The sequence below is a fragment of the Sphingomonas sp. SphC10 genome, assembly GCF_057004845.1.
In genome coordinates, this window is sequence record NZ_CM168044.1 from 1,204,606 (window position 1) to 1,227,564 (window position 22,959).

General features: G+C 66.7%; 19 protein-coding genes. 4 read left to right on the forward strand and 15 right to left on the reverse strand.

The features are described from left to right. Nucleotides 1-164: 164 nt before the first annotated feature. Nucleotides 165-1,772: a phosphoenolpyruvate carboxykinase gene (locus ACWKSV_RS05330; RefSeq protein WP_076716405.1), complete on the forward strand. Its 1,608-nt coding sequence runs from the start codon at nt 165-167 to the stop codon at nt 1,770-1,772. 347 nt (nt 1,773-2,119) lie between these two features. Here ACWKSV_RS05330 and ACWKSV_RS05335 read toward each other — a convergent pair whose 3' ends face one another. From ACWKSV_RS05335 to recR, 3 genes are all read right to left on the reverse strand, one after another. After that, nucleotides 2,120-3,574 carry a DNA recombination protein RmuC gene (locus ACWKSV_RS05335; protein ID WP_076716406.1) on the reverse strand — a complete coding sequence of 485 codons (1,455 nt, stop codon included), beginning with the start codon at nt 3,572-3,574 and terminating at the stop codon, nt 2,120-2,122. Nucleotides 3,575-3,666: 92 nt separating this feature from the next. Beyond that, entirely contained in the window at nt 3,667-4,188 is a 522-nt protein-coding gene (gene def, locus ACWKSV_RS05340) for a peptide deformylase (protein ID WP_056434855.1), read from the reverse strand. 45 nt (nt 4,189-4,233) lie between these two features. Beyond that, a complete protein-coding gene (recR, locus tag ACWKSV_RS05345) occupies nt 4,234-4,830 on the reverse strand; it encodes a recombination mediator RecR (protein WP_058744229.1) in 597 nt (198 codons plus the stop codon). A 54-nt stretch (nt 4,831-4,884) separates the two neighbouring features. On the opposite strand from recR, the gene fmt reads away from it, so the two are divergent. Further along, nucleotides 4,885-5,790, forward strand: coding sequence for a methionyl-tRNA formyltransferase (gene fmt, locus ACWKSV_RS05350; protein ID WP_076716408.1), 906 nt, complete (start codon nt 4,885-4,887; stop codon nt 5,788-5,790). After that, nucleotides 5,787-6,536, forward strand: coding sequence for a tRNA pseudouridine(38-40) synthase TruA (gene truA, locus ACWKSV_RS05355; protein WP_056434852.1), 750 nt, complete (start codon nt 5,787-5,789; stop codon nt 6,534-6,536). Before fmt ends, truA begins: the two co-directional genes overlap by 4 nt. Here the strand turns inward: truA and ACWKSV_RS05360 are convergent. The 12 genes from ACWKSV_RS05360 to dapA all read right to left on the reverse strand — a co-directional run bounded on the left by ACWKSV_RS05360 (nt 6,518) and on the right by dapA (nt 20,865). Next, nucleotides 6,518-7,714 carry a class I SAM-dependent RNA methyltransferase gene (locus ACWKSV_RS05360; RefSeq protein WP_076716409.1) on the reverse strand — a complete coding sequence of 399 codons (1,197 nt, stop codon included), beginning with the start codon at nt 7,712-7,714 and terminating at the stop codon, nt 6,518-6,520. The two genes, truA and ACWKSV_RS05360, sit on opposite strands and share 19 nt — an antisense overlap. Before the next feature lie 4 nt (nt 7,715-7,718). Then, complete coding sequence (locus ACWKSV_RS05365) at nt 7,719-9,101, reverse strand: bifunctional ADP-dependent NAD(P)H-hydrate dehydratase/NAD(P)H-hydrate epimerase (RefSeq protein WP_076716411.1); 1,383 nt, start codon at nt 9,099-9,101, stop codon at nt 7,719-7,721. Beyond that, nucleotides 9,098-9,448 (reverse strand): hypothetical protein, encoded by a 351-nt coding sequence (locus ACWKSV_RS05370; RefSeq protein ID WP_237243364.1) that lies wholly within the window; start codon nt 9,446-9,448, stop codon nt 9,098-9,100. Before ACWKSV_RS05370 ends, ACWKSV_RS05365 begins: the two co-directional genes overlap by 4 nt. 22 nt (nt 9,449-9,470) lie before the next feature. Next, nucleotides 9,471-11,192, reverse strand: a complete 1,722-nt coding sequence (ilvD, locus tag ACWKSV_RS05375; protein WP_076716414.1) for a dihydroxy-acid dehydratase — start codon at nt 11,190-11,192, stop codon at nt 9,471-9,473. Between the two features lie 88 nt (nt 11,193-11,280). Next, nucleotides 11,281-11,631: a response regulator gene (locus ACWKSV_RS05380; protein WP_191864504.1), complete on the reverse strand. Its 351-nt coding sequence runs from the start codon at nt 11,629-11,631 to the stop codon at nt 11,281-11,283. 39 nt (nt 11,632-11,670) lie between these two features. Beyond that, on the reverse strand, nt 11,671-14,091 hold the full coding sequence (locus tag ACWKSV_RS05385; protein ID WP_076716416.1) for a hybrid sensor histidine kinase/response regulator: 2,421 nt from the start codon (nt 14,089-14,091) through the stop codon (nt 11,671-11,673). Nucleotides 14,092-14,172: 81 nt separating this feature from the next. Then, nucleotides 14,173-16,200: a M13 family metallopeptidase gene (locus ACWKSV_RS05390; protein ID WP_076718186.1), complete on the reverse strand. Its 2,028-nt coding sequence runs from the start codon at nt 16,198-16,200 to the stop codon at nt 14,173-14,175. A 63-nt stretch (nt 16,201-16,263) separates the two neighbouring features. After that, nucleotides 16,264-18,321 (reverse strand): M13 family metallopeptidase, encoded by a 2,058-nt coding sequence (locus tag ACWKSV_RS05395; protein WP_076716417.1) that lies wholly within the window; start codon nt 18,319-18,321, stop codon nt 16,264-16,266. 95 nt (nt 18,322-18,416) lie between these two features. Next, complete coding sequence (locus ACWKSV_RS05400) at nt 18,417-18,992, reverse strand: DUF2062 domain-containing protein (RefSeq protein ID WP_056434844.1); 576 nt, start codon at nt 18,990-18,992, stop codon at nt 18,417-18,419. Beyond that, nucleotides 18,992-19,471 (reverse strand): SsrA-binding protein SmpB, encoded by a 480-nt coding sequence (gene smpB, locus ACWKSV_RS05405; protein WP_007403364.1) that lies wholly within the window; start codon nt 19,469-19,471, stop codon nt 18,992-18,994. Before smpB ends, ACWKSV_RS05400 begins: the two co-directional genes overlap by 1 nt. Nucleotides 19,472-19,550: 79 nt before the next feature. Then, nucleotides 19,551-19,877, reverse strand: coding sequence for a hypothetical protein (locus ACWKSV_RS05410; RefSeq protein ID WP_076716419.1), 327 nt, complete (start codon nt 19,875-19,877; stop codon nt 19,551-19,553). A gap of 88 nt (nt 19,878-19,965) precedes the next feature. After that, on the reverse strand, nt 19,966-20,865 hold the full coding sequence (gene dapA, locus ACWKSV_RS05415; protein ID WP_076716421.1) for a 4-hydroxy-tetrahydrodipicolinate synthase: 900 nt from the start codon (nt 20,863-20,865) through the stop codon (nt 19,966-19,968). Nucleotides 20,866-20,945: 80 nt separating this feature from the next. Here dapA and ACWKSV_RS05420 point away from each other — a divergent pair, with 80 nt between their 5' ends. Continuing rightward, entirely contained in the window at nt 20,946-22,955 is a 2,010-nt protein-coding gene (locus ACWKSV_RS05420; protein WP_076716422.1) for a lytic transglycosylase domain-containing protein, read from the forward strand. The last annotated feature ends 4 nt before the right edge of the window (nt 22,956-22,959 follow it).

Below are 22,959 nucleotides of genomic sequence, written 5' to 3' on the forward strand. Positions count from 1 at the left end.
TCGGTTAAGCCAAAGTGAGACACGGCTCAACCATCTTCGCCATAGAGCGTGTTTGACGTGTTAAACAAATGGCGTATGGGACGATCCAACGCATACGTATTCGCGTGCGGTGAAACAGCGCCGGGCCGTCAGGACCCGCCGCCTTGGGGAACGAGGAAGCTCTTATGAACGAACGGATTCCGGAGATCGGTCTGCAAGCCCAGGGGATCGAGACCCGCGCCACCCTGCATTGGAACCTCGTCACCGCACGGCTGATCGAAACCGCCGTCGCACGCGGTGAGGGCAAGCTGTCGGCCGACGGTCCGCTGGTCGTCGAGACGGGCGAGCACACCGGCCGTTCGGCGCAGGACAAGTTCATGGTCCGCGACGACACGACGCGCGACACCGTCTGGTGGGGCAAGACCAACAAGCCGATGAGCTCGGACGATTTCGCCGCGCTGAAGGCCGATTTTTTCGCCGCGCTCGGCCAGAAGGAAGACCTGTTCGTCCAAGACCTCTATGGCGGATCGCAGCCCGAACACCGAGTCCGCGTGCGCGTCGTAACCGAGCTGGCCTGGCACAATCTGTTCATCCGCACGATGCTGGTCCGTCCCGAAGAGCATGAGCTGCGCAAGTTCGCCGCCGAATACACCATCATCGACCTGCCGAGCTTCCGCGCCGACCCCGCGCGCCACGGCTGCCGCTCCTCGACGGTGATCGCGGTCAACATGACCGAGAAGCTGATCCTGATCGGCGGCACGCGCTACGCAGGCGAGATGAAGAAGTCGGTCTTCGGCCTGCTCAACTATCTGCTGCCGACCACCGGCGTGATGCCGATGCACTGTTCGGCGAACATGGGCGCGGACGGCTCGACGGCCGTGTTCTTCGGCCTGTCGGGCACCGGCAAGACGACCCTGTCGGCCGATGCCAGCCGGACGCTGATCGGCGATGACGAGCATGGCTGGTCGGACACGGCGGTCTTCAATTTCGAGGGCGGCTGCTACGCCAAGATGATCCGCCTGTCGCCCGAGGCCGAGCCGGAGATTTTCGCGACCACCAAGCGCTTCGGCACGGTGCTCGAGAATGTCGTCATGGACCCGGTCACGCGCCAGCTCGACCTGAACGACAACAGCCTGGCTGAGAATAGCCGGGGTGCCTATCCGATCGACTTCATCCCCAATGCGTCGAAGGACAATATGGGGGGCGTACCGCGCAACATCGTGATGCTGACGGCGGACGCCTATGGCATCCTGCCGCCGATCGCCAAGCTGACGCCCGAACAGGCCATGTATCACTTCCTCTCGGGCTATACCGCCCGCGTGGCAGGCACCGAGATCGGGGTGACCGAGCCGGATGCGACCTTCTCGACCTGTTTCGGCGCGCCGTTCATGCCGCGCCATCCTTCAGTCTATGGCAATCTCCTGAAGGAGCGGATCGCCAAGGGCGGGGTCGATTGCTGGCTGGTCAACACAGGCTGGACCGGCGGCAAGTATGGCGTCGGCAACCGTATGCCGATCAAGGCAACCCGCGCGCTGCTCAACGCCGCGCTCGACGGCAGCTTGAACCAAGTCGAGTTCCGGACCGACCCGAATTTCGGCTTCCAGGTTCCGGTATCGGTGCCCGGCGTCGATGCAGCGATCCTGAACCCTCGCGACACCTGGGCGGACAAGGCCGCCTATGACGCGACGGCGGCCAAGCTGGTCGACCTGTTCAACGAGAACTTCAAGCAGTTCGCCGACCATGTCGACGAAGGCGTTCGCGCGGCGGCGCCGAAGGGGACGGTTGCGGCCTGATGGATCGGGGGAGGCGTTCTATAAGAATGCCTCCCGTTCATTTGAAACTGCTATGCCAGTTATCGCGAGATAGTCGCTCCCGCGAAACTCGGAATCTAGGGGCAATCGACAGTTATGCTGCCCGGACTTCCCTCTCCCCTGGATAGCGGAGCTTGCCAGCCTGCTGGCTAGCGCAGCTTGGGTGAGGGGTTGAGCGAGCCTTTGGCTCGCGCGCTCGCAGAGCGAGCGCAACACCCCTCACCCAGCTTCGACTAGGCCTTTGCTTTCGCAAAGACCAAGTCTGCGCAACCCTCTCCCCTCTATGAGGGGCGAAGGGAAAGAATGTCGATCAGATTGACGGAAAAACCTTACTCCGCCTCGGCCTCGGCCAGATCCGCCACGGGCAGCAGCTTGCTCAGTGGACGCACCGCCTGTTCGCCGATGGGTGGCGGGTCGATGCTCTTGCCGCCGGTGTCGATATTCAGCGCCTCGAAGCGTCGCGCACTGGTCAGCACCTGGCTCTCCAGGCTCCCGACAAAGGCGTTGTAGGCCGTCATCGCGGTATCGAGATTCTTGCCAAGCTTCGACACATGGCCTCCCATCACGGCAAGGCGGGCATAGAGTTCCTTGCCCAGCGCCCCGATCTGCCGCGCTTCCTGCGCCAGCTTCTCCTGCCGCCAGACCGCCGCGACCGTCCGCGCGATCGCAATCAGATTGGTCGGGGTCGCCAGCAACACACGCTTGTCGAACGCGAAATCCCACAGAGTCGGATCATTCTCCAGCGCCGCCGACAGGAAATGCTCGCCGGGGACGAACATGATGACATAGTCGGGCGCGTCCTCGAACTGGTTCCAATAGCTCTTGTTGCCCAGACCATTGACATGCGCGCGCATCGCGGCGGCATGGCGCGCCAGACCCAACTGCCGCTCGGGCTCATCGACCGCGCCAAAGGCATCCTGATAGTCGTTGAGCGACACCTTGGCGTCGATCACCAGCGCCTTGCCGCCCGGCACACGCACGATCGCGTCGGGGCGCAGGCGACCGCCCTCGCCGTCATCGACGCTGACCTCGGTCTGGAAATCGGCATGTTCGGACAGACCGCAGCTCTCCAGCACGTTGCGAAGCTGCTGCTCGCCCCAGCGTCCGCGTGCCTTGGGAGCGTTGCGCAGCGCATTGACCAGCTTGGCCGCCTCACCCGAGACGCGCTCCTGGCCGATCCGCATCGCCTCGATCTGGCCCTTCAATTCGCCAAATGCGTCTCGGCGCTCGTCCTCGACCTTGCGGACGCCTTCCTCATAGCGCTGGAGTCGCTGATGAACCGGGTCGAGCAGCGCCTTGAGCGTCTGGCCGGAGGCCTCTTCCGACTGGCGGAAGCGCGCCTCGGCGCGTTCCAGAAACTGGCGCTGGGCGACTTCCAGTGCGCGGGCGGCGGCTTCGCCGAACTGGGCGTTGATCTGTTCGCGTGCCTGCCCCAGCGCCTCCAGCGTCTGGGCATAGGCCGTTTCGCGCTCCTGCGCGCGAGCCCGCAACTCGGCCAGTTCGCGATGCGCGGCGTTGCGCTCGGCCTCGACGGCATCGCGCGCCGCCCGGATAACATCGAGATCGGCGGCGCGGCCGCGCAGTTCGGCCAGCGCCTGAAGCGCCTCGCTCCGGTCGCGCTCGGCGGCGTCGCGGGCGGCACGCAGCGACTCCACTTCCCCCGCACGGGTCTTGGCGGTCGCCAGTTCGGCGGCCAGGCCATCGGCCTTTCGCCGCGCGGCCATCCAGCCGACCACGCCCCCCAGCAACAGGGCGAGCAGGGTAACGGCGATCAATTCGGGCATTTCGACAACCTGTCAGACTAAGGGACAGGTCGGAACATAGAACGAACGAAGCCGGTCGGACAAGGTCATTCGACCGGCCTAGCCGGGAAAGGTCAGCCCTTGCGCATCTTGTTCAGCTTGCGCATCAGCATGTCGCGCTTCAACCGGCTGACATGATCGATGAACAGAACGCCGTTCAGATGATCGATCTCATGCTGCATGCAGGTCGCGAGCAGTCCGTCGAGTTCCGCCTCATGCGCCTCGCCCTTTTCGTCCAGCCACTTCACGCGGCAGGATGCAGGCCGCTTCACCTCGGCATATTGCTCGGGGATCGACAGGCAGCCCTCATTATAGGTGGACAGCTCGTCGCTGACCGACAGGACTTCCGGGTTGATATAGGCCTTGGGATTCTTGACCGGCTTGCCTTCCTCATCCTCTTCCTCCTGCAGGTCGATGACGAGAATGCGCTGGTCTACGCCGACCTGGATCGCGGCGAGGCCGATGCCGTGCGCGTCGTACATCGTCTCGATCATGTCGGACACGAGCTGGCGGACGGTGTCGTCCACCGTCTCGACAGGCTTGGAGACGAGACGCAGGCGGGGGTCGGGAATTTCGACGATCGGAAGAATGGCCATGACGATTTCGCTACGGTCAGCGACTCGAACCGTCAAGCCAGCGGATCAGACCACCGGCCGCCGGGCGCGCAGCGCCTGGGCCAGCGTGCCTTCATCCAGATAGTCCAGTTCGCCACCCACCGGCAAGCCATGGGCAAGCTGGGTCACGCGGACCGGAAAGCGCTCGATCCGCTCGGCGATGTAATGGGCGGTGGTCTGTCCCTCCAGCGTGGCGTTCATGGCGAGGACGACTTCGTCCACTCCACCGCCCTCGATCCGGCGAACCAGCGCGTCGATGGTCAGGTCTTCGGGCCGCACGCCCTCCAGCGCCGAGAGCCGTCCGCCCAGCACATGGAAGCGCCCCGGAAACAGCCGCGACCGCTCCAGGGCCCAGAGGTCGGCGACTTCCTCCACCACGCACAATGCGCCCGCATCGCGCCTGGGGTCGGCACAGATCGCGCAGGGATTAGCGGTGTCGATATTGCCACAGGTCGAGCAGGTCTCCAGCCGCTCCTCGACCGCCCCCAGCGCGGTCAGCAGCGGCACCAGCGCCGCCTCCCGCTTTTTCAGCAGGTGCAGGACCGCACGACGGGCCGACCGGGGGCCAAGGCCAGGAATACGCGCCAGCGCCTGGGTCAGCGCCTCGATCTCGGGGGATGCCATGGGTGAACAGATAGGGGGTTGCGCGCCGTCCCGCCAGCGCAGAGAGGCGTTGCCATGCGGATCATCTTCATGGGTACGCCGGGCTTTGCCGTCCCGGTTCTGCAAGCGCTGGTCGAGGCCGGGCATCAGGTCGTCGCGAGCTATAGCCAGCCGCCACGTCCCGGCGGGCGGCGCGGGCGACAGCTGGCCCCCTCGCCGGTGCAGCAGACGGCGGAAGGTCTGGGCATAAATGTGATGACCCCGGTATCTCTGCGCTCGGCGGAGGAGCAGGCTCGGTTTGCCGCGCTGGAGGCCGATGTCGCGGTGGTCGCGGCCTATGGCCTGATCCTGCCGCAGGCGATCCTCGACGCGCCGCGCCTGGGGTGCCTGAACGTCCATGGCTCGCTGCTCCCGCGCTGGCGTGGTGCGGCCCCCATCCAGCGGGCGATCCTGGCGGGCGATGTCGTGACGGGCGTTGGCATCATGCAGATGGAGGCGGGTCTCGACACCGGGCCGGTCCGGCTGGAAGGCTCGACGCCGATCGGACGCAAGACGACGGGTGACTTGACCGAGGAACTCGCGGCAATGGGGGCCGAGCTGATGGTCAAGGTCCTGGCCGACCCCGAACGCTACCCGGCGCGGCCCCAGCCTGCCGAGGGTGTCACCTATGCCGCCAAGATCGACAAGGCCGAGACGCGGCTGGATTTCACCAGGAGCGCGGTCGAGCTCGATCGGCAGGTCCGCGCCTTTCACCCCGCCCCCGGTGCGTGGTTCGAATATCAGGGTGAGCGGATCAAGCTGCTGTCGGCCGAGCCGGTCGACGGCCATGGTGCCCCCGGCGAGGTGCTGGACGACCGGCTGACCATCGCCTGCGGGGAAGGCGCGCTCCGGCCGGTAAGTGTTCAGCGGGCCGGGCGTGGCGTATCGAGTGCCGACGATCTGCTGCGCGGCTTTGCCATCCCGGCGGGGACGCGGCTTTGACGCGATTTGCGCTGACGGTCGAGTTTGACGGGCGGCCCTTCATGGGCTGGCAGCGCCAGTCGCATGGCCCCAGCGTTCAACAGGCGCTGGAGGATGCCGTCCATGCCGTCACCGGTGAGCGCACCGCGGTTCATGCTGCCGGACGGACCGATGCGGGCGTGCACGGCATGGCGATGCGCGCGCATGTGGACATCGCCAAGGACATCGCCCCCTTCCGCCTGATGGAGGCGATCAACGCGCGGATCAGGCCGAACCCGGTCGCGGTGCTGAATTGCGTGACGGTGCCGGACGACTGGCATGCGCGCTTTTCGTGCATCCGGCGATCCTATGAATATCGCATCGTCAATCGCCGCGCGCCGCTGACCCATGAAGCCGGATTGGCGTGGCAGGTGCCCCAGCCGCTCGACGAAGCCGCCATGGCGGACGCCGCCGCGCGGCTGGTCGGGCGGCATGACTTCACGACCTTCCGCTCGGTTCATTGCCAGGCGGACAGCCCGGTGCGGACGCTCGACCTGTTGTCGGTCGAGCGGGTCGATACACGGCTGTACATCCGCGCCGCCGCGCGGTCCTTCCTCCATCACCAGGTGCGGTCGATGGTCGGGTGCCTCGCACTGGTCGGCATGGGCCGCTGGTCACCCGACGATGTCGAAGCGGCGCTGAACGCCCGCGACCGCGCGCAGCTGGGGCTGAACGCGCCGTCGGACGGGCTGTTCTTCGTCGCGGCGGATTATCCGGACGAAGGCTGACGCGAGAAACGGGCCGCCAGCTCGACATGGGTCGACCAGCGGAACTGTCCCACCGGTTGCACCCAGTCGAGCTGCCATCCTTGGTCGACCATGGCCTTGGCATCGCGCGCGAAGCTGGACGGATTGCACGAGACATAGGCGACCGCGCGCACCTCGGCGCTGGCCAGCGCATCGGCCTGATCCCGCGCGCCTGCACGCGGCGGATCGAGCACGATGGCGTCGAACCGGTCCAACTCCGTCTTGGTCAGCGGACGGCGGTACAGGTCCCGATGTTCGGCAAAGACCATCTTTCCTGCACCATTCGCCGCGCCCTTCAGCGACAGGATCGCATCGCGCGCGCCCTCGGCGGCATAGACCTTGCCCGGCAGCGCCAGCGCGAAAGTGCCGAGCCCGGCGAACAGGTCGGCAGTGGTGCGGGGATTGCCCACCGCCTCGCGCACGGCGGCGACCAGAGCCGCCTCGCCATCGGCGGTGGCCTGTAGAAAGGCGCCGGGCGGCAGGGGAACCCCGACACCGCCCAAGGTGATCGTCACGGGCTCGGGCTCCCAGCGGGTTTCCGCGCCCAGCCCGTCATCGACCGAGAAACGCGCGACGCCGTGCCGCTGGCAGAAGGCGATGATCGTCTCGGCCGCTTCCAATCCGTCAGGCGAGAAGCTGGTGACCAGGATGTCCGCCCCCTGATCGGCGAGCGCCAGATGCACGTCGCCGCGCCGCTTGAACCCCAGCCGCTGGAGCAAAGCGCGAAGCGGGGCGACCAGCGCGAACAGCGTGGGGTGAAGGATATGGCATTCGGCCATGTCGACGATGGCGTGGCTCTTTTCCTCCGAAAAGCCGATCAGCACGCGCCCGCCCTTCGCCTCGGCATGGAGCGTTGCGCGACGGCGGCTGTGAGAGGGCGAGCAATGCGTGGGGCGCAGCGGCGCGGTCAGGCCCTGCGCGTCGAGCGCGGAGGCGATGCGGTCGGTGACGAACCCGGCATAGCTTTCGTCGTCCAGATGCTGGAGCTGGCACCCGCCGCAGCGCGGGAAATGGCCGCAGGGCGGGGTCTGGTGATGCGGGCCGGGCATGACGGTGCCGTCGGCCGACAGGGTGTCGCCGGGTGCGGCAAAGGCGGCGTGGCGGCCGGTCGCGGTCACGCCGTCGCCCCGGGCGGCGACGCGGATGATGGTATCGCTCATGCGATCAGCCTCTGACGGCGGAAAGCGCGTCTGCCAAGTCGTCCGCGATGAAAGCCTTGCCCAAGCGTCGTGCGGCCTGGGCATGAAGCCATACCCCCGCCTCCGCCGCTGCCAGCGGTTCGAGCCCCGCCGCCAGCATTGTACCGATCGCTCCGGCCAGCACGTCGCCGGTCCCTGCGGTGGACAGCCAGGGGCTGGCCACCGGGCAGAGGATCGCTTGGCCATCGGGGGCGGCGATGACGGTATCAGCGCCCTTGTGCACGACGACCGCTCCGCTTTGCCGGGCGGCGCGGCGCGTGGCGCCAAGCTTGTCGTCGGTGACTTCGCCGAACAGGTGGGTGAATTCGCCGCCATGCGGGGTGAGGATCTTGGGGGCTTTGTGCTTGGCCAGCGTCCCAAGCTCGACCAGTCGGAGGGCGTCGCCGTCAATGATCAGCGGCCGTCCGCTGGAAAGCGCCGCCTCAAGCCGTGCGGAGGCGTCGGCGTCCCGACCGAGGCCGGGGCCGATCACGACCGCACCGATCCGATCCTCGACCAAGGCGTCCGCCGCATAGTTCCGGCGCACGACGGCGTGCGGGGCAGCCGAGCCGGATATTCCGGCCGATGCGAGGTGGAGCACATAACCCGCCCCCGCCCGCAAAGCTGCGAGCGCCGCCAGTTCCGAAGCGCCCGACATGCTGCCCGCGACGACGGCGACCATGCCACGGCTATATTTGTGAGAGTTCGCATCCGGCTCAGGCAGGTGCGGGCGTGTCAGGGTGCGGGCGTGCGAACGAGTAGCAACGCCGATATCCAGCAATCGAACGTGACCCATGAGGCTGGCGGCGGGTTGCAGGAGATGCGACGGCTTCACCGCCCCCAACGCAAGCGTGACGTCAAAGCGCGGCACCTTGCCCAGCGCCTTGCCGTTATCCGTCGCCACGCCGGTCGGGAGGTCGACCGCGATGCGCAGCCATGCCGCCTCGGCAAGTCGGGCCAGCACATTCTGGATTTCGTCGGAAGGAGGCCGCGACAGACCCGTTCCGAAGATCGCATCGACAAGGACAGGTGCAGGCTCCGCCCCATCCAGCGCTTCGACCGCGCCGCCCCAAATTGCGGCCGCCCGGCAGGCCCCAGCACTGCTCGGAGCGTCGCGGGCAGCCACCCGTACCGCCAAACCCTGCCGCTTGAGCGCCGCAGCCGCGATATAGCCATCGCCGCCATTATTGCCCGGGCCGCATAGCACCAGTATCTCACGCCCGGCGGCCAACCGGGCCGCCGCCTGCGCAATGGCAGAACCGGCGCGATCCATCAGGGTCGCCTCGGTCATCTCCCCGACCATTGCCGCCTGTTCGGCCGCATGCATCTCGGCCCCGGTCAGGACGGGCAGGCCATCGATCGGGATCACCGTGTCCCCACCGTGGCAGGCAGGCGATAGCGGTCGCCACCGACTGCGATCTCGATCGTCCGGTCCCCGGCGACCGTTACCGATGCGGGCTGGGCGCCGTCAGCTGCCTCTACGCCGCGCCCGTCACGCGTCACCTGAAGCCGCCGAAAGCCGCCGTCAGGATGCCGCACGGTCAGCACGACCGCATTCCCCGCACCCGATTGCTCCACCGTGCAGTCACTGGCGAAGGCTTGCGCCCCCGCCAGTGCGCATTCGATGGCCAGACCGGGTTTCTGTTCGGCGGCGGGGCCGTTCTGGGCCGCCGCCTGCCGCTCTTCCTGTCCGCCCGAGCAGCCGGCCAGTGCCAAGGCGCCGACCAGCCACCGCGGATCAGATATCCGCATAGACATGGCGCTCGGACTTCGCGCCGGGGTGCGTGACCGCGCCCTGATGCGCGGGGCCGACATTCTGGGCATAGCGCCACAACACACCGGCCTGATAATCGTTCACGCGCGGGGTCCAGCGCGCCCGGCGCTCGTCCAGCACGCCGGGCTCGACCAGCAGGTCGATCGTGCCCGCCTCGGCATCGATGCGGATCGAGTCGCCATTCTCGACCAGCGCGATCGGGCCGCCATCGGCCGCTTCGGGACCGACATGGCCGATGCAGAAGCCGCGCGTACCGCCCGAGAAACGGCCATCGGTGATCAGCGCGACCTTCTCGCCCAGCCCCTGGCCATAGAGCGCGGCAGTGGTCGACAGCATCTCGCGCATGCCCGGACCACCCTTAGGCCCCTCATAACGAATGACGACGACGGTGCCCTCGGTGATGGCGCGCGCCTCGACGGCGGCGAAGGCCTCTTCCTCGCAGTCGAAGACCTTGGCGATGCCCTCGAACTGAAGGCGCTTCATCCCCGCCACCTTCACGATCGCCCCCTCGGGCGCCAGCGAGCCGCGCAGGCCGACCACGCCGCCCGTCGGGCTGAGCGGCGTCTTCACGTCGTAGATGACCTTCTGGTCGGGGTTCCAGGTGACCTCGTCGATATTCTCGGCCAGCGTCTTGCCGGTCACGGTGATGCAGTCGCCGTGCAGGAACCCGCCCGCCAGCAGCGTCTTCATGAGCATATAGACGCCGCCCGCCTCATACATGTCCTTGGCGACATAGCGGCCACCGGGCTTCAGATCGGCGATATAGGGCGTCGTCTTGAAGATCTCGGCCACGTCGAACAGGTCGAAGTCGATCCCGGCTTCGTTCGCCATCGCGGGCAGATGAAGCCCGGCATTGGTCGAACCGCCGGTTGCCGCCACGACGCGCGCGGCATTCTCGAATGCTTCGCGGGTGCAGATGTCGCGCGGACGGATGTTGCGCGCGATCAGCTCCATCACCTGCTCGCCCGCCGCCTCGGCGATGCCGTGGCGGTCGAGGAACGGCGCGGGCATCATGTTGCTGTTCGGCAGCGACAGGCCGATCGCCTCGCCGACGCACGCCATGGTGTTGGCGGTGAACTGGCCCCCGCACGCGCCGTGACCGGGACAGGCCACCTTTTCGAGCGCGATCAGGTCGTGGAGCGGGCAATTGCCCGCCGCATGCTGGCCGACCGCCTCGAACACGTCGACCACGGTCACGTCGCGATCGTGATGACGGCCGGGCAGGATCGAGCCGCCATAGACGAAGATCGACGGCACGTTCAGGCGCAGCATCGACATCATCATGCCGGGCAGCGACTTGTCGCACCCTGCAAAGCCGACCAGCGCGTCATAGCAGTGGCCGCGCACCGACAGTTCGACCGAATCGGCGATGACCTCGCGGCTGACCAGCGAGGACTTCATGCCCTGATGGCCCATCGCGATGCCGTCGGTCACGGTGATGGTGTTGAAGCGGCGCGGCATGCCGCCACCGCGAATGACCCCCGCCTGCGCGGCATCGGCCTGCGCGTCGAGCGTGGTGTTGCAGGGGGCCGAGTTGTTGCCCGCACTCGCCAGCGCGACGAAGGGCTTGGCGATATCTTCTTCCTGGATGCCCATCGCATAATAATAGCTTCGATGGGGTGCGCGCTCCGGGCCGACGGAAACGTGGCGGGACGGCAGGCGAGACTTGTCGAATTGGCGTGTCATGGCGCAGGCCTATGTCGCCAGACAGCCCCCAGACGCAAGCAAATTTCGCAAGGGCCCGCAATCCCGGGCCTTTGCAGGCGTCAGCGGGTCAGAGCGAACCCAATGCTTTCGCCACGCCGTCCATCGTGAACGGCTTTTGCAGACGGGGACGGTCACGGAACCGCTCGTCCACCGCATCGTCGGCGCCGCCGGTGGCGAAGACGAACGGCACGCCACGCTCGGCCAACGCTTCGGCGACGGGGGTGCTCTTCTGGCCGCCCCGCAGGTTGACGTCGAGAATGGCGGCATCGATACCGCCCTTCGCCACCCGCGCAAGCGCGTCGTCGACGCTGTCCACGGTGCCCGCGACCTGTTTGTCGAGGACGTCCAGGAAATCCTCGAGCATCATGGCGATCAGGGGTTCGTCCTCGACGATGAGGATCTGCACGGGCTCTGTCATCAACATCGCCATAACATGCTTTGCGCCCCGCGCCAGCCGCTAGTTGCGATCCGGCCCCTGCCCGCCATCTTGCGTCAGTGCCGCCTGCGTCGCCTCGGCCAATTGCTGGACCGAGAAGGGCTTGGGAAGAAAACCGACATTGGGCAGCGTGATCGACTTGCGCAGCTGTTCCTCGGCATAGCCCGACATGAACAGCACGGCGAGGTCGGGATAGCGTTTGCGGACCAGACCGACCATCGTCGGCCCGTCCATGGTGGGCATGACCACGTCGGAGATCAGCAGGTCGGGCTTGCCATGCTTGTCGAGCATCTCCAGCGCCGCCTCGCCATTCTCGGCGGCGATGACGGTATAGCCCTGTCGCGACAGCGCGCGTTCGGCGACGGCGCGGACCATATCCTCGTCCTCGACCAGCAGGATCGTGCCCGAGCCCCAAGGGGTCGTGACCTTGGCCGGTGGCTTGGCCGGACTTGCCTTGGTCGGCGAGACGGCCGGGGCGGCATGGACCGGCAGGTAGATGGAGAATTTCGCTCCGCCGCCCGGCGGCGAATCGGCAAAGATATAGCCGCCCGATTGCTTGATGATGCCGTAGACGGTCGACAGGCCCAGGCCGGTACCCTTGCCCAGTTCCTTGGTGGTGAAGAAGGGCTCGAAGATCTTGCCGAGGATTTCGGGCGGAATGCCGGTCCCGTTGTCGCTCATGATGAGGGCGGTGTAATCGGCGGCGGGCAGGATATCGTTGTTGAGCGCACGCGCATCGGCCATCGACACGGCGCGCGTCTGGATGGTCAGGATGCCGCCGCCAGCCGGTTCATTCTCCAGGATCGCGTCGCGGGCGTTGACCGCGAGGTTGACGACCACCTGCTCCAACTGCCCCGGATCGGCGCGGACTGGGCCCAGATTGCGGCCATGGCTGACATCCAGCCGCACCCGTTCACCGAGCAGCCGCTTGAGCAGGTTCGACACCTCCGACACGACGTCGGGCAGTTGCAGGATCTGCGGCCGCAGCGTCTGCTGGCGCGAGAAGGCGAGCAATTGGCGGGTCAGGCTGGCGGCGCGGTTGGAGTTGGTGCGGATCTGCTGGATATCGTCATAGTCGCTGTCGCCGGGCGAGTGACGCATCAGCATCAGGTCGCAATGCCCGATGATCGCGGTGAGGATATTGTTGAAATCGTGCGCGACGCCGCCCGCGAGCTGGCCGACCGCCTGCATCTTGGTCGCCTGCGCGACTTCGCGCTTCAGGCGGCTTTCCTCCGAATTGTCCTTCAGGCTCAGCAGTACCGCCGCCTCGCCCAGCCCGCGCGCGCCCGCGATGGTCAGCGCGACCGGCTCTTCGGGATGATCCTTCAACCGCACCGCCATGTCGGCAGAATGCGTCGCCCCGCTGGCGAAACGCCGGATCGCGTCCGCCACCGCCGCCTTGTCCTCGCGCACCACCAGATCGCCCGGATAGAGCGGCGGCGCGGTGCCGTTGACCCCGGCGGCGCGCATGAAGGCGGAGTTCATCTGGATGAAGCGCCCGTCGCGGTCGACCAGCGCGATCCCGAAGGGCATCAGCGAGACGAGGCCACGGACATGGCTGCCCGCGCTCGTACCTGCCGGGGCGACCAGTTGCTCATCCTCGTCGAGCAGCGCGACCAGCATCGGCGCGGCCTCCCCCTCGACAAAGGGAATTTGCAGGATGCGCAGCGGCTTGCCTTCGCCCTTCGCCAGTTCGGCGGCGAAGCGGACCTGGCCGCCCGGATCATGCGCCAGGAAGGTCGCGAAGTCGCGGCCGACGATCGAGATCATCTCGCCGCCCATCGCCCGCGCGCACAGCACGCGGTTGGCGGCCCGCACCCGGCCGTCGGGCGCGATCAGGGCGGCCATGATGCCTGCGGTCCCCAGTCGGTCGCCATGGATGCCGCCGATCAGCCGCTCGACCGTCTCGGCCAGGTCCTGTTCCTCGGCGATGGCGAAGCGCCAGACCAGCAAATCGGCCTCGTCACCGGCGCGCGTGACCAGCACCGACAATTCGGTGCCCATCACCGCGATCCGGTCCGCCCGGCCCAGCCCGTCGCGCCAGGCGGTCCGCCCCGCCTCCGCCAGCGTTTCCACCGACGCCGCGTCGAGCGGCACGCCCGGCGGGGTCGGCATGGTTGGGAAGAGCGAGGCATAGGCGTCATTGGCGCAGACCAGCCGCCCCGCCCGGTCGGTGACGGCAATCGCGTCCAGGCTGGCATCCGCCACGACGCGGGCAAAATCCCAGTCGACGCTGCGTCGGCTATGCTCGACCTTCGGCGTCAGGATGCGCCAGACCAGGATGACCCCAAAGGCCAGCAGCGCGGCCGCCAGAAACCCCGCCGCGACGACCCAGCTGCGGATCGCCACGAACAACAGGGCGGCCGCGCCCGCTCCGCTCGCAACCGATACGGCGGCCGCGACGCGGGTGGGGTGAAATCTTTCGAGGGACGCGATCGCCATCGCTAACCCATCATCCGGCAACCCGGCATGGTCAAGCCCGATCCCTCGGACGGACGGTCCATGCCGGGAAGTGGACGCTGATTACCAGATCCGCACGCGCTGTTCCGGCGTCAGATACAGCTTCTCGTCCGGCTTGGGGCTGTAGGCCGCATACCAGGGATCGAGATTGCGCACGACCCAGGCGCGCTGCTGCGACGGCGAGTGCGGATCGGTCAGCAAGCGGTTGCGAAGGTTCGCCTCCCGGTAATTGCGCCGCCAGACCTGCGCCCAGCCCAGATAGAAGCGCTGATCGCCCGTAAAGCCGTCGATCACCGGCGCCGCCTTGCCCTTCAGCGAGGCGTGATAGGCATCATAGGCAACCGACAGGCCCGCCAGATCGGCGACATTCTCGCCCAGCGTCAGCGCCCCCTTCACATGCAGGCCGGGCAGCGGCTCATAGGCGTCATATTGCTTCACCAGAGCGCCGGTGCGTTCCTTGAACGCCGCGACGTCCTTGGCCGTCCACCAGTCGGTCAGCTGGCCGTGCGCGTCGAACTTCGATCCCTGATCGTCGAAATGATGGCTGAGTTCGTGGCCGATCACCGCGCCGATACCACCGTAATTGACCGCCGGATCGGCCTTCGGATCGAAGAAGGGCGGTTGCAGGATCGCGGCGGGGAAGACGATCTCCACCATGCCGAAATTGGCATAGGCGTTCACCGTCATCGGGGTCATACCCCATTCCCAACGCTGGATCGGCTTGCCGAGATGGCCGATATTGTCCTCGTGCCGCCACTGGGCCGCGCGCAATGCATTGCCGAAGGCGTCGCCGCTGACGATCTTCAGGCCCGAATAATCCTTCCAGCGATCGGGATAACCGATCTTGGGGGTGAAGGCGGCCAGCTTGGCATGGGCCTTCGCCTTGGTTTCCGGGGCCATCCAGTCGAGCTGGTCGATCCGCTTGCCCATCGCGGCCAGGACGTTCTTCACCAGCGCATCGGCGGCCAGCTTGGTGGCGGGCGGGAAGTAGCGCGCGACATAGACCTTGCTCACCTCATCGCCGAGCGCGCTGCTGGTGAAGTCGACCGCCCGCTTCCAGCGCTCCTGCTGCTGCGGGGTGCCCGACAGGACGGTGCCGTAAAAGGCGAACTGCTCGCGGTCGAACTGGGCGGGCAGGACATCGGCGAACTCGTCGAGCGAGCGGAGCAGCAGCTGGTCCTTCAGCACCGCGATCGGCGTCGACTGGATCAGCGCGGCGATACCCGTCACCGCCGTCGGCTGGGCGACGACCAGCGTATCGACCGGCGTGCCCACGCCCTTCAGATAGGTCGCGAAGTCGAAGCCCGGCGCGCTCTTCGCCAGATCGGCCACGGTCATCTTGTTGTAGGTCTTGGTCCGGTCGCGACTGTCGACCCGGGTCCAGTGCACCTTGGCGATCTCCGTCTCGAAGGCGACGACCGCCTGGGCCCGTGCCTCGGCATCTGGTTCGCCCGCCATGGTCAGCATCTTGGACAAATGCGCCTGATAGGCCGCGCGCTGGGCGGCGATCTTCGGATCGTCGCTGAGGTAATAATCGCGGTCCGGCATTCCCAGACCGGCCTGGCGCAGGCCGACGGTGTAGAGATTGGGCTGGCGCGCATCCTGCCCGACGCCCGAGCCGAAGGGGATGCCGACGCCGTTGCGATCCGCCTCGGCCAGCAGGGTGGCATAGCCCGATTTGTCGGTCAGCCCCTTGATCCGGTTCAGCCAGGGCTGGATCGGTGCCAGTCCCTTCGCCTCGATCGCGGCGGTGTCGAGATAGGTGGCATAGGCGGTGCCGATCTGGTTCCGCTGCCCCTTGGCCTGTTCCAGGATGGCGTGGGTCCGCTCCCGCGACAGGTCGGCCAGTTTGTCGAACGCGCCATAGCTGGACTTGTCGGCAGGGATGGCCGTGGTCTTCGCCCATTCGCCATTGGCAAAGGCATAGAAGTCGTCACCGGGGCGGACGGACTTGTCCATGCCCTTTTCGTCAAAGCCGAACCGCCCATAGGTTGGGCCGTTGGCAGCGGCGGGACGGTCTTGCGCGTTCAGCGCCACGGTCCCCGTGATCGCAGTCGCGCCAAGCAGCGCGGCGATGGCCAAGCTCTTCATCATTCTCTCCAAAACGCAAAAAAGGCCCTCCGGTCGGTGCCGGAGGGCCTGTCATTCAGTCGATTACCAGATGCGGACGCGCTGCTCGGGCGTCAGCGCCATCTTGTCCGTCGGCTTGACGCCGAACGCCGCATACCAGGGATCGAGGTTGCGCACGGTCAGCACCCGCTCATGACCCGGCGAGTGCGGGTCGGACAGCAGCGCCTGACGCAGTGCCGGTTCGCGCCACTTGGTCCGCCACACCTGCGCCCAACCATAATAGAAACGCTGGTCGCCGGTCGTGCCGTCGATCACCGGCGCGGCCTTGCCGCCCAGCGACTTGTGATAGGCGTCGAGCGCGACGGTCAGGCCCGCCAGATCGGCGATATTCTCGCCCAGCGTCAGGCCGCCCTGGATATGCTGGCCGGGCAGCGGCTCATAGGCATCATATTGCTTCACCAACGCGTCGGTGAAGGTCTTGAACCGCGCCACGTCCTGCGGCGTCCACCAGTCGGTCAGCTTGCCGGTCGCGTCGTACTTGCGGCCCTGATCGTCAAAGTGGTGGCTGATCTCGTGCCCGATCACCGCGCCGATGCCGCCATAGTTCACCGCCGGATCGGCCTTCGGATCGAAGAAGGGCGGCTGGAGGATCGCCGCCGGGAATACGATCTCGTTCATCGGCGGGTTGGCATAGGCGTTGATCGTCATCGGCGTCATGAACCATTCGCCGCGATCGATCGGCTGGCCCAGCTTGTTTAGGTCCCGCTGGAACTCGAAGGCATTGGCGCGCGCGACATTGCCGACCAGATCGCCGCGCTGGATCTGCAGCGCGGAATAATCCTTCCACTTGTCGGGATAACCGATCTTGGGTGTGAAGGCGGCGAGCTTGGCCAGCGCCTTCTGCTTGGTTTCGGGCGCCATCCATTCCAAATTGCGCAGCCGGTCGCCCATCGCCGAGATCAGGTTCTTGACCAGCGCGTCGGCGGCGGCCTTCGACTCCGGCGGGAAATACTTGGCGACATACTGCTTGCCGACTTCCTCGCCCAGGCCGTTGGAGACGAGGCCGACGCCGCGCTTCCACCGCGCCTGCTGCTCGGGCGTGCCCGACAGGGTGGTGCCGTAAAAGGCGAAGTTGGTCTTGTCGAAATCGCTCGACAGATAACCGGCATAGCTGCGCAGGACCTTCAGCATCGCATAGTCCTGGAGGACGTTCAGCGGCGCTTCGCTGTACAGCTTGGCCTCGCCGGTGATCGCGCTGGGCTGCGCGACCAGATAGGCGGGACGGCCCGAGACGCCCAGCGTCTGCATATATTGCGCCCAGGGGAAGCCCGGCGCCTTGGTGGCGAAATCCGCCGCCATCCACTTGTTGTAGGTCTTGTCCGCGTCACGGCTCTCGATGCGGGTCCAGTGAACGCCCGCCAGCCCCTTTTCGAAGTTGAACACGGCCGCCGCGCGCGCCTCGGCATTGGGCTCGCCCGCCAGCGTCAGCATCTTGGCGAGATAGGCCTGATAGGCGGTCCGGATCGTCGCCAGCTTGGCGTCGTCCTTCAGATAATAGTCGCGGTCGGGCAGGCCCAGGCCGCTCTGGCCGAAGTTCGGGATATAGGTGTCGGGCGCCTTGTCGTCCTGGCCGATATAGACGCCGAAGGGCGCACCAACGCCCTGACGCTGGAGCTTGGCCATCTCGACGGCCAGCGCGTCGCGGCTCTTGGCCGCCTTGATGGCGCTCAGCCACGGCTTGACCGGGGTCGCACCCTTCGCATTGACGGCGGCCTCGTCCATGAAGCTGGCATAGAAGTCGCCCGCCTTGTTGCCCGGCTGCTTGGTCGCCTCGTCCAGGATGGTGCGCGTCTGCTCCAGCGAACGGTCCTGCAGGACGTGGAACATGCCGTAGGACGAGCGATCGGCGGGGATCGTCGTGCCCTTGTACCAGGTGCCGTTCGAATAATCGAAAAAGTCGTCGCCCGGCTTCACCGCCGTATCGCGGCCCGCCATGTCGAAACCGAAATCGCCGATCTCGGGGCCGTTCTTGGCATTGGGCTTCACGGGGCCCACGGCGGCCTTGTCGACAGGGTTCGCCGTCTGGGCCATGACGGGGGAAATGGCGGTCGTAAGAAGAGCGGCGATCAGCAGAGAGCGCATCTGAATTCCCGAAAAGGAGATGGATGCCGCTGTTGTAGCGAGCCGATACGCCCAGTCAAACCGTTAGAAAGTCACGTCAAACCGCGATACCGCTATCAGATTGCCACGCTTTTCCGTCGGTTGCGCCATTTGCGCGCGATCCACACGCGCCATCCGAGTGCCGAGGCGGCATAGCCGATCACCGCGCATCCGCCGGTCAGCACGCACAGGCCCAGGCCGAAGGCAGGCCCCTGCTCCCACAGCCAGTGAAACGCGCTCAACGCCCATTGCAGCCAACCGGTCGCGGCTTCGGCGACCGGCTGGGTGTTGATCGGCGTTTCGCTGCGCAAGAGGAAGGTGCCGATGCGATAGGCGATGACCCAGATGATCGGCGTGGTCAGCGGATTGGTGATGAAGGTCGTCAGCGCCGCGACCGGCACATTGGCGCGGAAGGGCAGCGCGAAGACCGCTGCGATCGCGATCTGCGCGACCGGGAACAGGAACCCCGCGACCACGCCCAGCGCGACGCCACGCGGCACCGACCGCCGGGTGAAGCGCCACAGTTCCGGCGCCAGGACACGGTGGGCGACCGGCCGGAGCAGCCGGTTGTTTTCCATCGAATCGCGGGTCGGCATGTTGCGCCGGACCCAGGCCAGGGAACGGCCCCACAGGGTGGGCACGGCCGAGGCCATCAGCCGCGATCGCGCAGGATACGGCCCTGCTCACGCTTCCAATCGCGTTCCTTGATCGAATCGCGCTTGTCGTGCGCCTTCTTGCCCTTCGCCAATGCCAGCTCCACCTTCGCGCGGCCGCGCGAATTGAAATAGATCATCAGTGGCACCAGGGTCATGCCCTCGCGCGCCACCGCACCGTGGAGCTTGTTTATTTCGCGCTCATGAAGGAGCAATTTACGAGGGCGCTTGGCTTCGTGATTGAAGCGGTTGCCATGGCTGAATTCGGGCACGTTCGAATTGACCAGCCACACCTCTTCGCCGCGCACCTCGGCATAGGATTCCGCAATCGAGCCCTCGCCGAAGCGAAGCGACTTCACCTCGGTCCCGGTCAGGGCGATACCGGCCTCGTAGGTCGTCTCGATGGCATAATCGAAGCGGGCGCGCCGGTTCTCGGCGACGATCTTCTTCTTGTCGAACGTTTGGGGTTTCGGGCGCATGGACGGGCCGATGTAGGCGCTGAATGCCGTCATGAAAAGCCGCTGATGACCGCATCATCCCGTTTCTGGAACGGGGCGTTCAGGGCTTGCGGCGGCCGCCCAGCGGGATGGTCAGCCGGATCATGACCCGCTTGCTCGGCATGCCGCCGACATCGACCTGCTCGGCCTCCGCGGAAACCGTGCCGACGCCCGCTATTGCCGTGCGCGCCTTGGGCAGGGTCATGGGTTGGGAATAATTGGGAATGGTGCCGATCCGGTCTGCATCGGATGACCGACCGCAGACGACCACATCGTCGCCCGTATCGCCGGGCGGACAACGCCGCGCCGTCGACGGCTTGCGCGGCATGGGCAGGACGGGTCCGGCCACGGCACCCGCCTGCAAAGCGATCATCACCAGCGTCCACATCGGCCGACTCTCCCCATGCCGCCCATTGATCACACCGATGGTCGGCCCGGATTGCGGCCGAAGGAAGGCCCGCAAAAGAACGTTGGGGTCAGATCAATCCGGCATGGGCCAGCGCCGCATCGACCTGCGCGCGCGAGGCCTCGGACGGCCAGGTCATGGGCAGGCGCACGCCTTGCGGGAAGTGCGGCATGATGCGGCTGAGCGCGTATTTGACCGGACCCGGCGAGGCGTCGGTGAACATCGCCTCGTGCAGCGGGAACAGCCGGTCGTGCAGTTCCAATGCACGCGCCATGTCCCCGGCCGCACAAGCCGCCTGGAACTCGGCGCACAGGCGCGGGGCGACATTGGCCGTCACCGAGATGCAGCCCACTCCGCCCATCGCGTTGAAGGCGAGCGCCAGGTCGTCATTCCCCGACAGCTGACAGAAATCGGCGCCCAGCGCACCGCGATGATGCGACACGCGCGCAAGCGCCCCGCTGGCGTCCTTCACGCCGACGAAGACTTGCGGCGCCGCCTTGACGACGCGGATCAGCGTCGCGGGCTGGATGTCGGTGACGGTGCGCCCGGGCACGTTATAGAGGACGATGGGCAGCGGCGCATTCTTCGCCAGTTCGGCGAAGTGGAGCGCGATACCCTCCTGGCTCGGCCGGTTGTAATAGGGCGGCACCATCAGCGCGGCGTCGGCACCCGCTTCCTGCGCGGCCTTCAGATTTTCGATCGCGACGATCGTGTCGTTCGAGCCTGCGCCCGCGATCACCGGCACCCGGCCGCGCGCCTGGTCGACGCAGACGCGCACGACATGGAAATGCTCGTCCTTGGGCATCGTCGCCGCTTCGCCCGTCGTGCCGCAGGCGACCAGCGCCGTCGAGCCCTCGGAAATCTGCCATTCGACGAAATCCCGAAATTTCGCCTCGTCGAACGCTCCGCCGACATGACCGCCCTGATCGTCGAACGGCGTCACAAGCGCCGGAATGGACCCTGAAAACATGAGAGGAAATGCGCTCCTGCTGCGCCGAGTGGGACAATTTGTTCAGGACATGTACGGGTAGAGTCCCTATTCTGTCCACCATGATGGCATTGACGAAGGCGGGGGCGCTCCTCGCGACATTGGCTGGATCGATGATCACGCCGGGCGGGCAGGACCAGCTCGATCGGTATCGCACGCAAATGGCGAATATGAGCCCCAACCAGTCGACGCAGGGGATGCCCGCCCCCGCCGACGGGGCAATCGCAGCGGCGCTGGCCCAGTGGCGCGCGCTGCAACAGACCGATTCGCTGCCGTTCGACAGCTATGCCGGGTTCCTGATGGCGCATCCCGGCTGGCCCGGCGAAGCGGGCAATCGCCGCGCGGCCGAAAAGCAGGCGGCGAACTTCACCGCCGCACCGTCGAGCATCGTCGCCTATTTCCGTCGCTTCCCACCCCAGTCGGCGGCGGGCGGCGTGGCCTATGCCCGTGCCCTGCTGGCGACCGGCGCACCGGCGGACGCGGCGCAGGCCGCGCGAACGGCTTGGCGGCGCGGCGCGCTGTCGCCGAATGACGAAGCGCTGGTCATGTCGACCTTCGCCTCCGCACTGACGCCGGAGGACCAGGATGCACGGATGGATGCGCTGCTCTGGTCGGGGCAGACAAGTGCGGCGGCGCGACAGCTGAATTATACCAGCGTGGCGCGGCGTCCGATCTTCGCCGCGCGGCTGGCCTTCCGCTCGAAATCGGCGGATGCCGCCAGCCTGTCTGCGTCGACGGCGGAAATCTATGCCAATGATGCGGGCTATGTCGCCGACCGCGCCAGTTGGTTGCGCGACACCGGTGATAGCCTGACCGCGCGGTCCTGGCTCGCCCGGACGCGGCAACTCGCGACGCGACCCGGCAATGTCGAAAAATTCTACGAGGCGTTGCTGGTCAACGCGCGGGCGGCAGCGGCCGACGGCCAGTTGCAGACCGCCTATGACATCGCACGGCAGGTCGACGACGCCTATCCGGCGGGCACCGACGTCTCGACCAAGCCTTATGGCGAGCGCGACGATTATACGAGCCTGGTCTGGCTGGCCGGGCAGAGCGCGATGAAGCTGGCACGCCCCGCCGATGCGATGACGCTGTTCGACCGGTACGGCCGGGGCAGCCAGTCGCCGCAGACCCGCGCCAAGGGCTTCTACTGGGCAGGTCGCGCGGCCGAGGCGGCGGGTCGGTCGACCGAGGCGGCAGGTTTCTACGGCCGGGCTGCGCAGTATCGCGATCAATTCTATGGTCAGCTCGCGCTGGAGCGGACCGGCCGCCCGCTCGTCGCGCCGCCTGCGATCGCCGCGACCAATGTCGCGCCTGCCGTGCGCGCCGCCTTCGATGCGCGCGAAACCGTGCGCGCCGCCAAGTTCCTGGGCATGATCGGCCAATGGCAGGACCAGAGTGCCTTCATTCGCCAGATCGCGGCCGATGCGGAGGACGAGAACGACCATCTCCTCGCCGCCGATCTCTCGCGGAGCATCAATCGCCCCGATCTGGCCGTCATGGTCGGGCGCAGCGCGATGCAGAACGGGCTGACCGATTATTCGGCGGCTGGCTTCCCGACCATCCCGGTCCCGACCGGCTATGAGCAGAGCTGGACGATCATCCATGCCATTGCGCGGCAGGAAAGCCAGTTCGACCGTGCCGCCGTCAGCCATGCGGGCGCGCGTGGCCTGATGCAGCTGATGCCCGCCACCGCCGCCGAGCAGTCGGGCAAGATCGGCCTGTCCTACTCACCCGCCGCACTGACCACCGATCCGAACCTGTCGATCCAGCTGGGCGCCAGTTACTTCGAGAGAATCCGCAACAATTACGGCAGCTATCCGCTTGCGATCGCGGCCTATAATGCGGGAGGCAGCAATGTGAACAAGTGGTTGCGCGCCAATGGCGATCCGCGCACCGGCACTGTCGACATCGTGGATTGGATCGAGGCTATCCCCTATTCCGAGACCCGCAACTATGTGCAGCGGGTGCTGGAGAATGCGGTGGTCTACGACCTGATGAACCCCGCCCGCGCGACCAGCCGGGGGCCGACGCCGCTCAGCTGGTATCTGGGCAAGTCGTCGCGGCCGGGTTGATCGC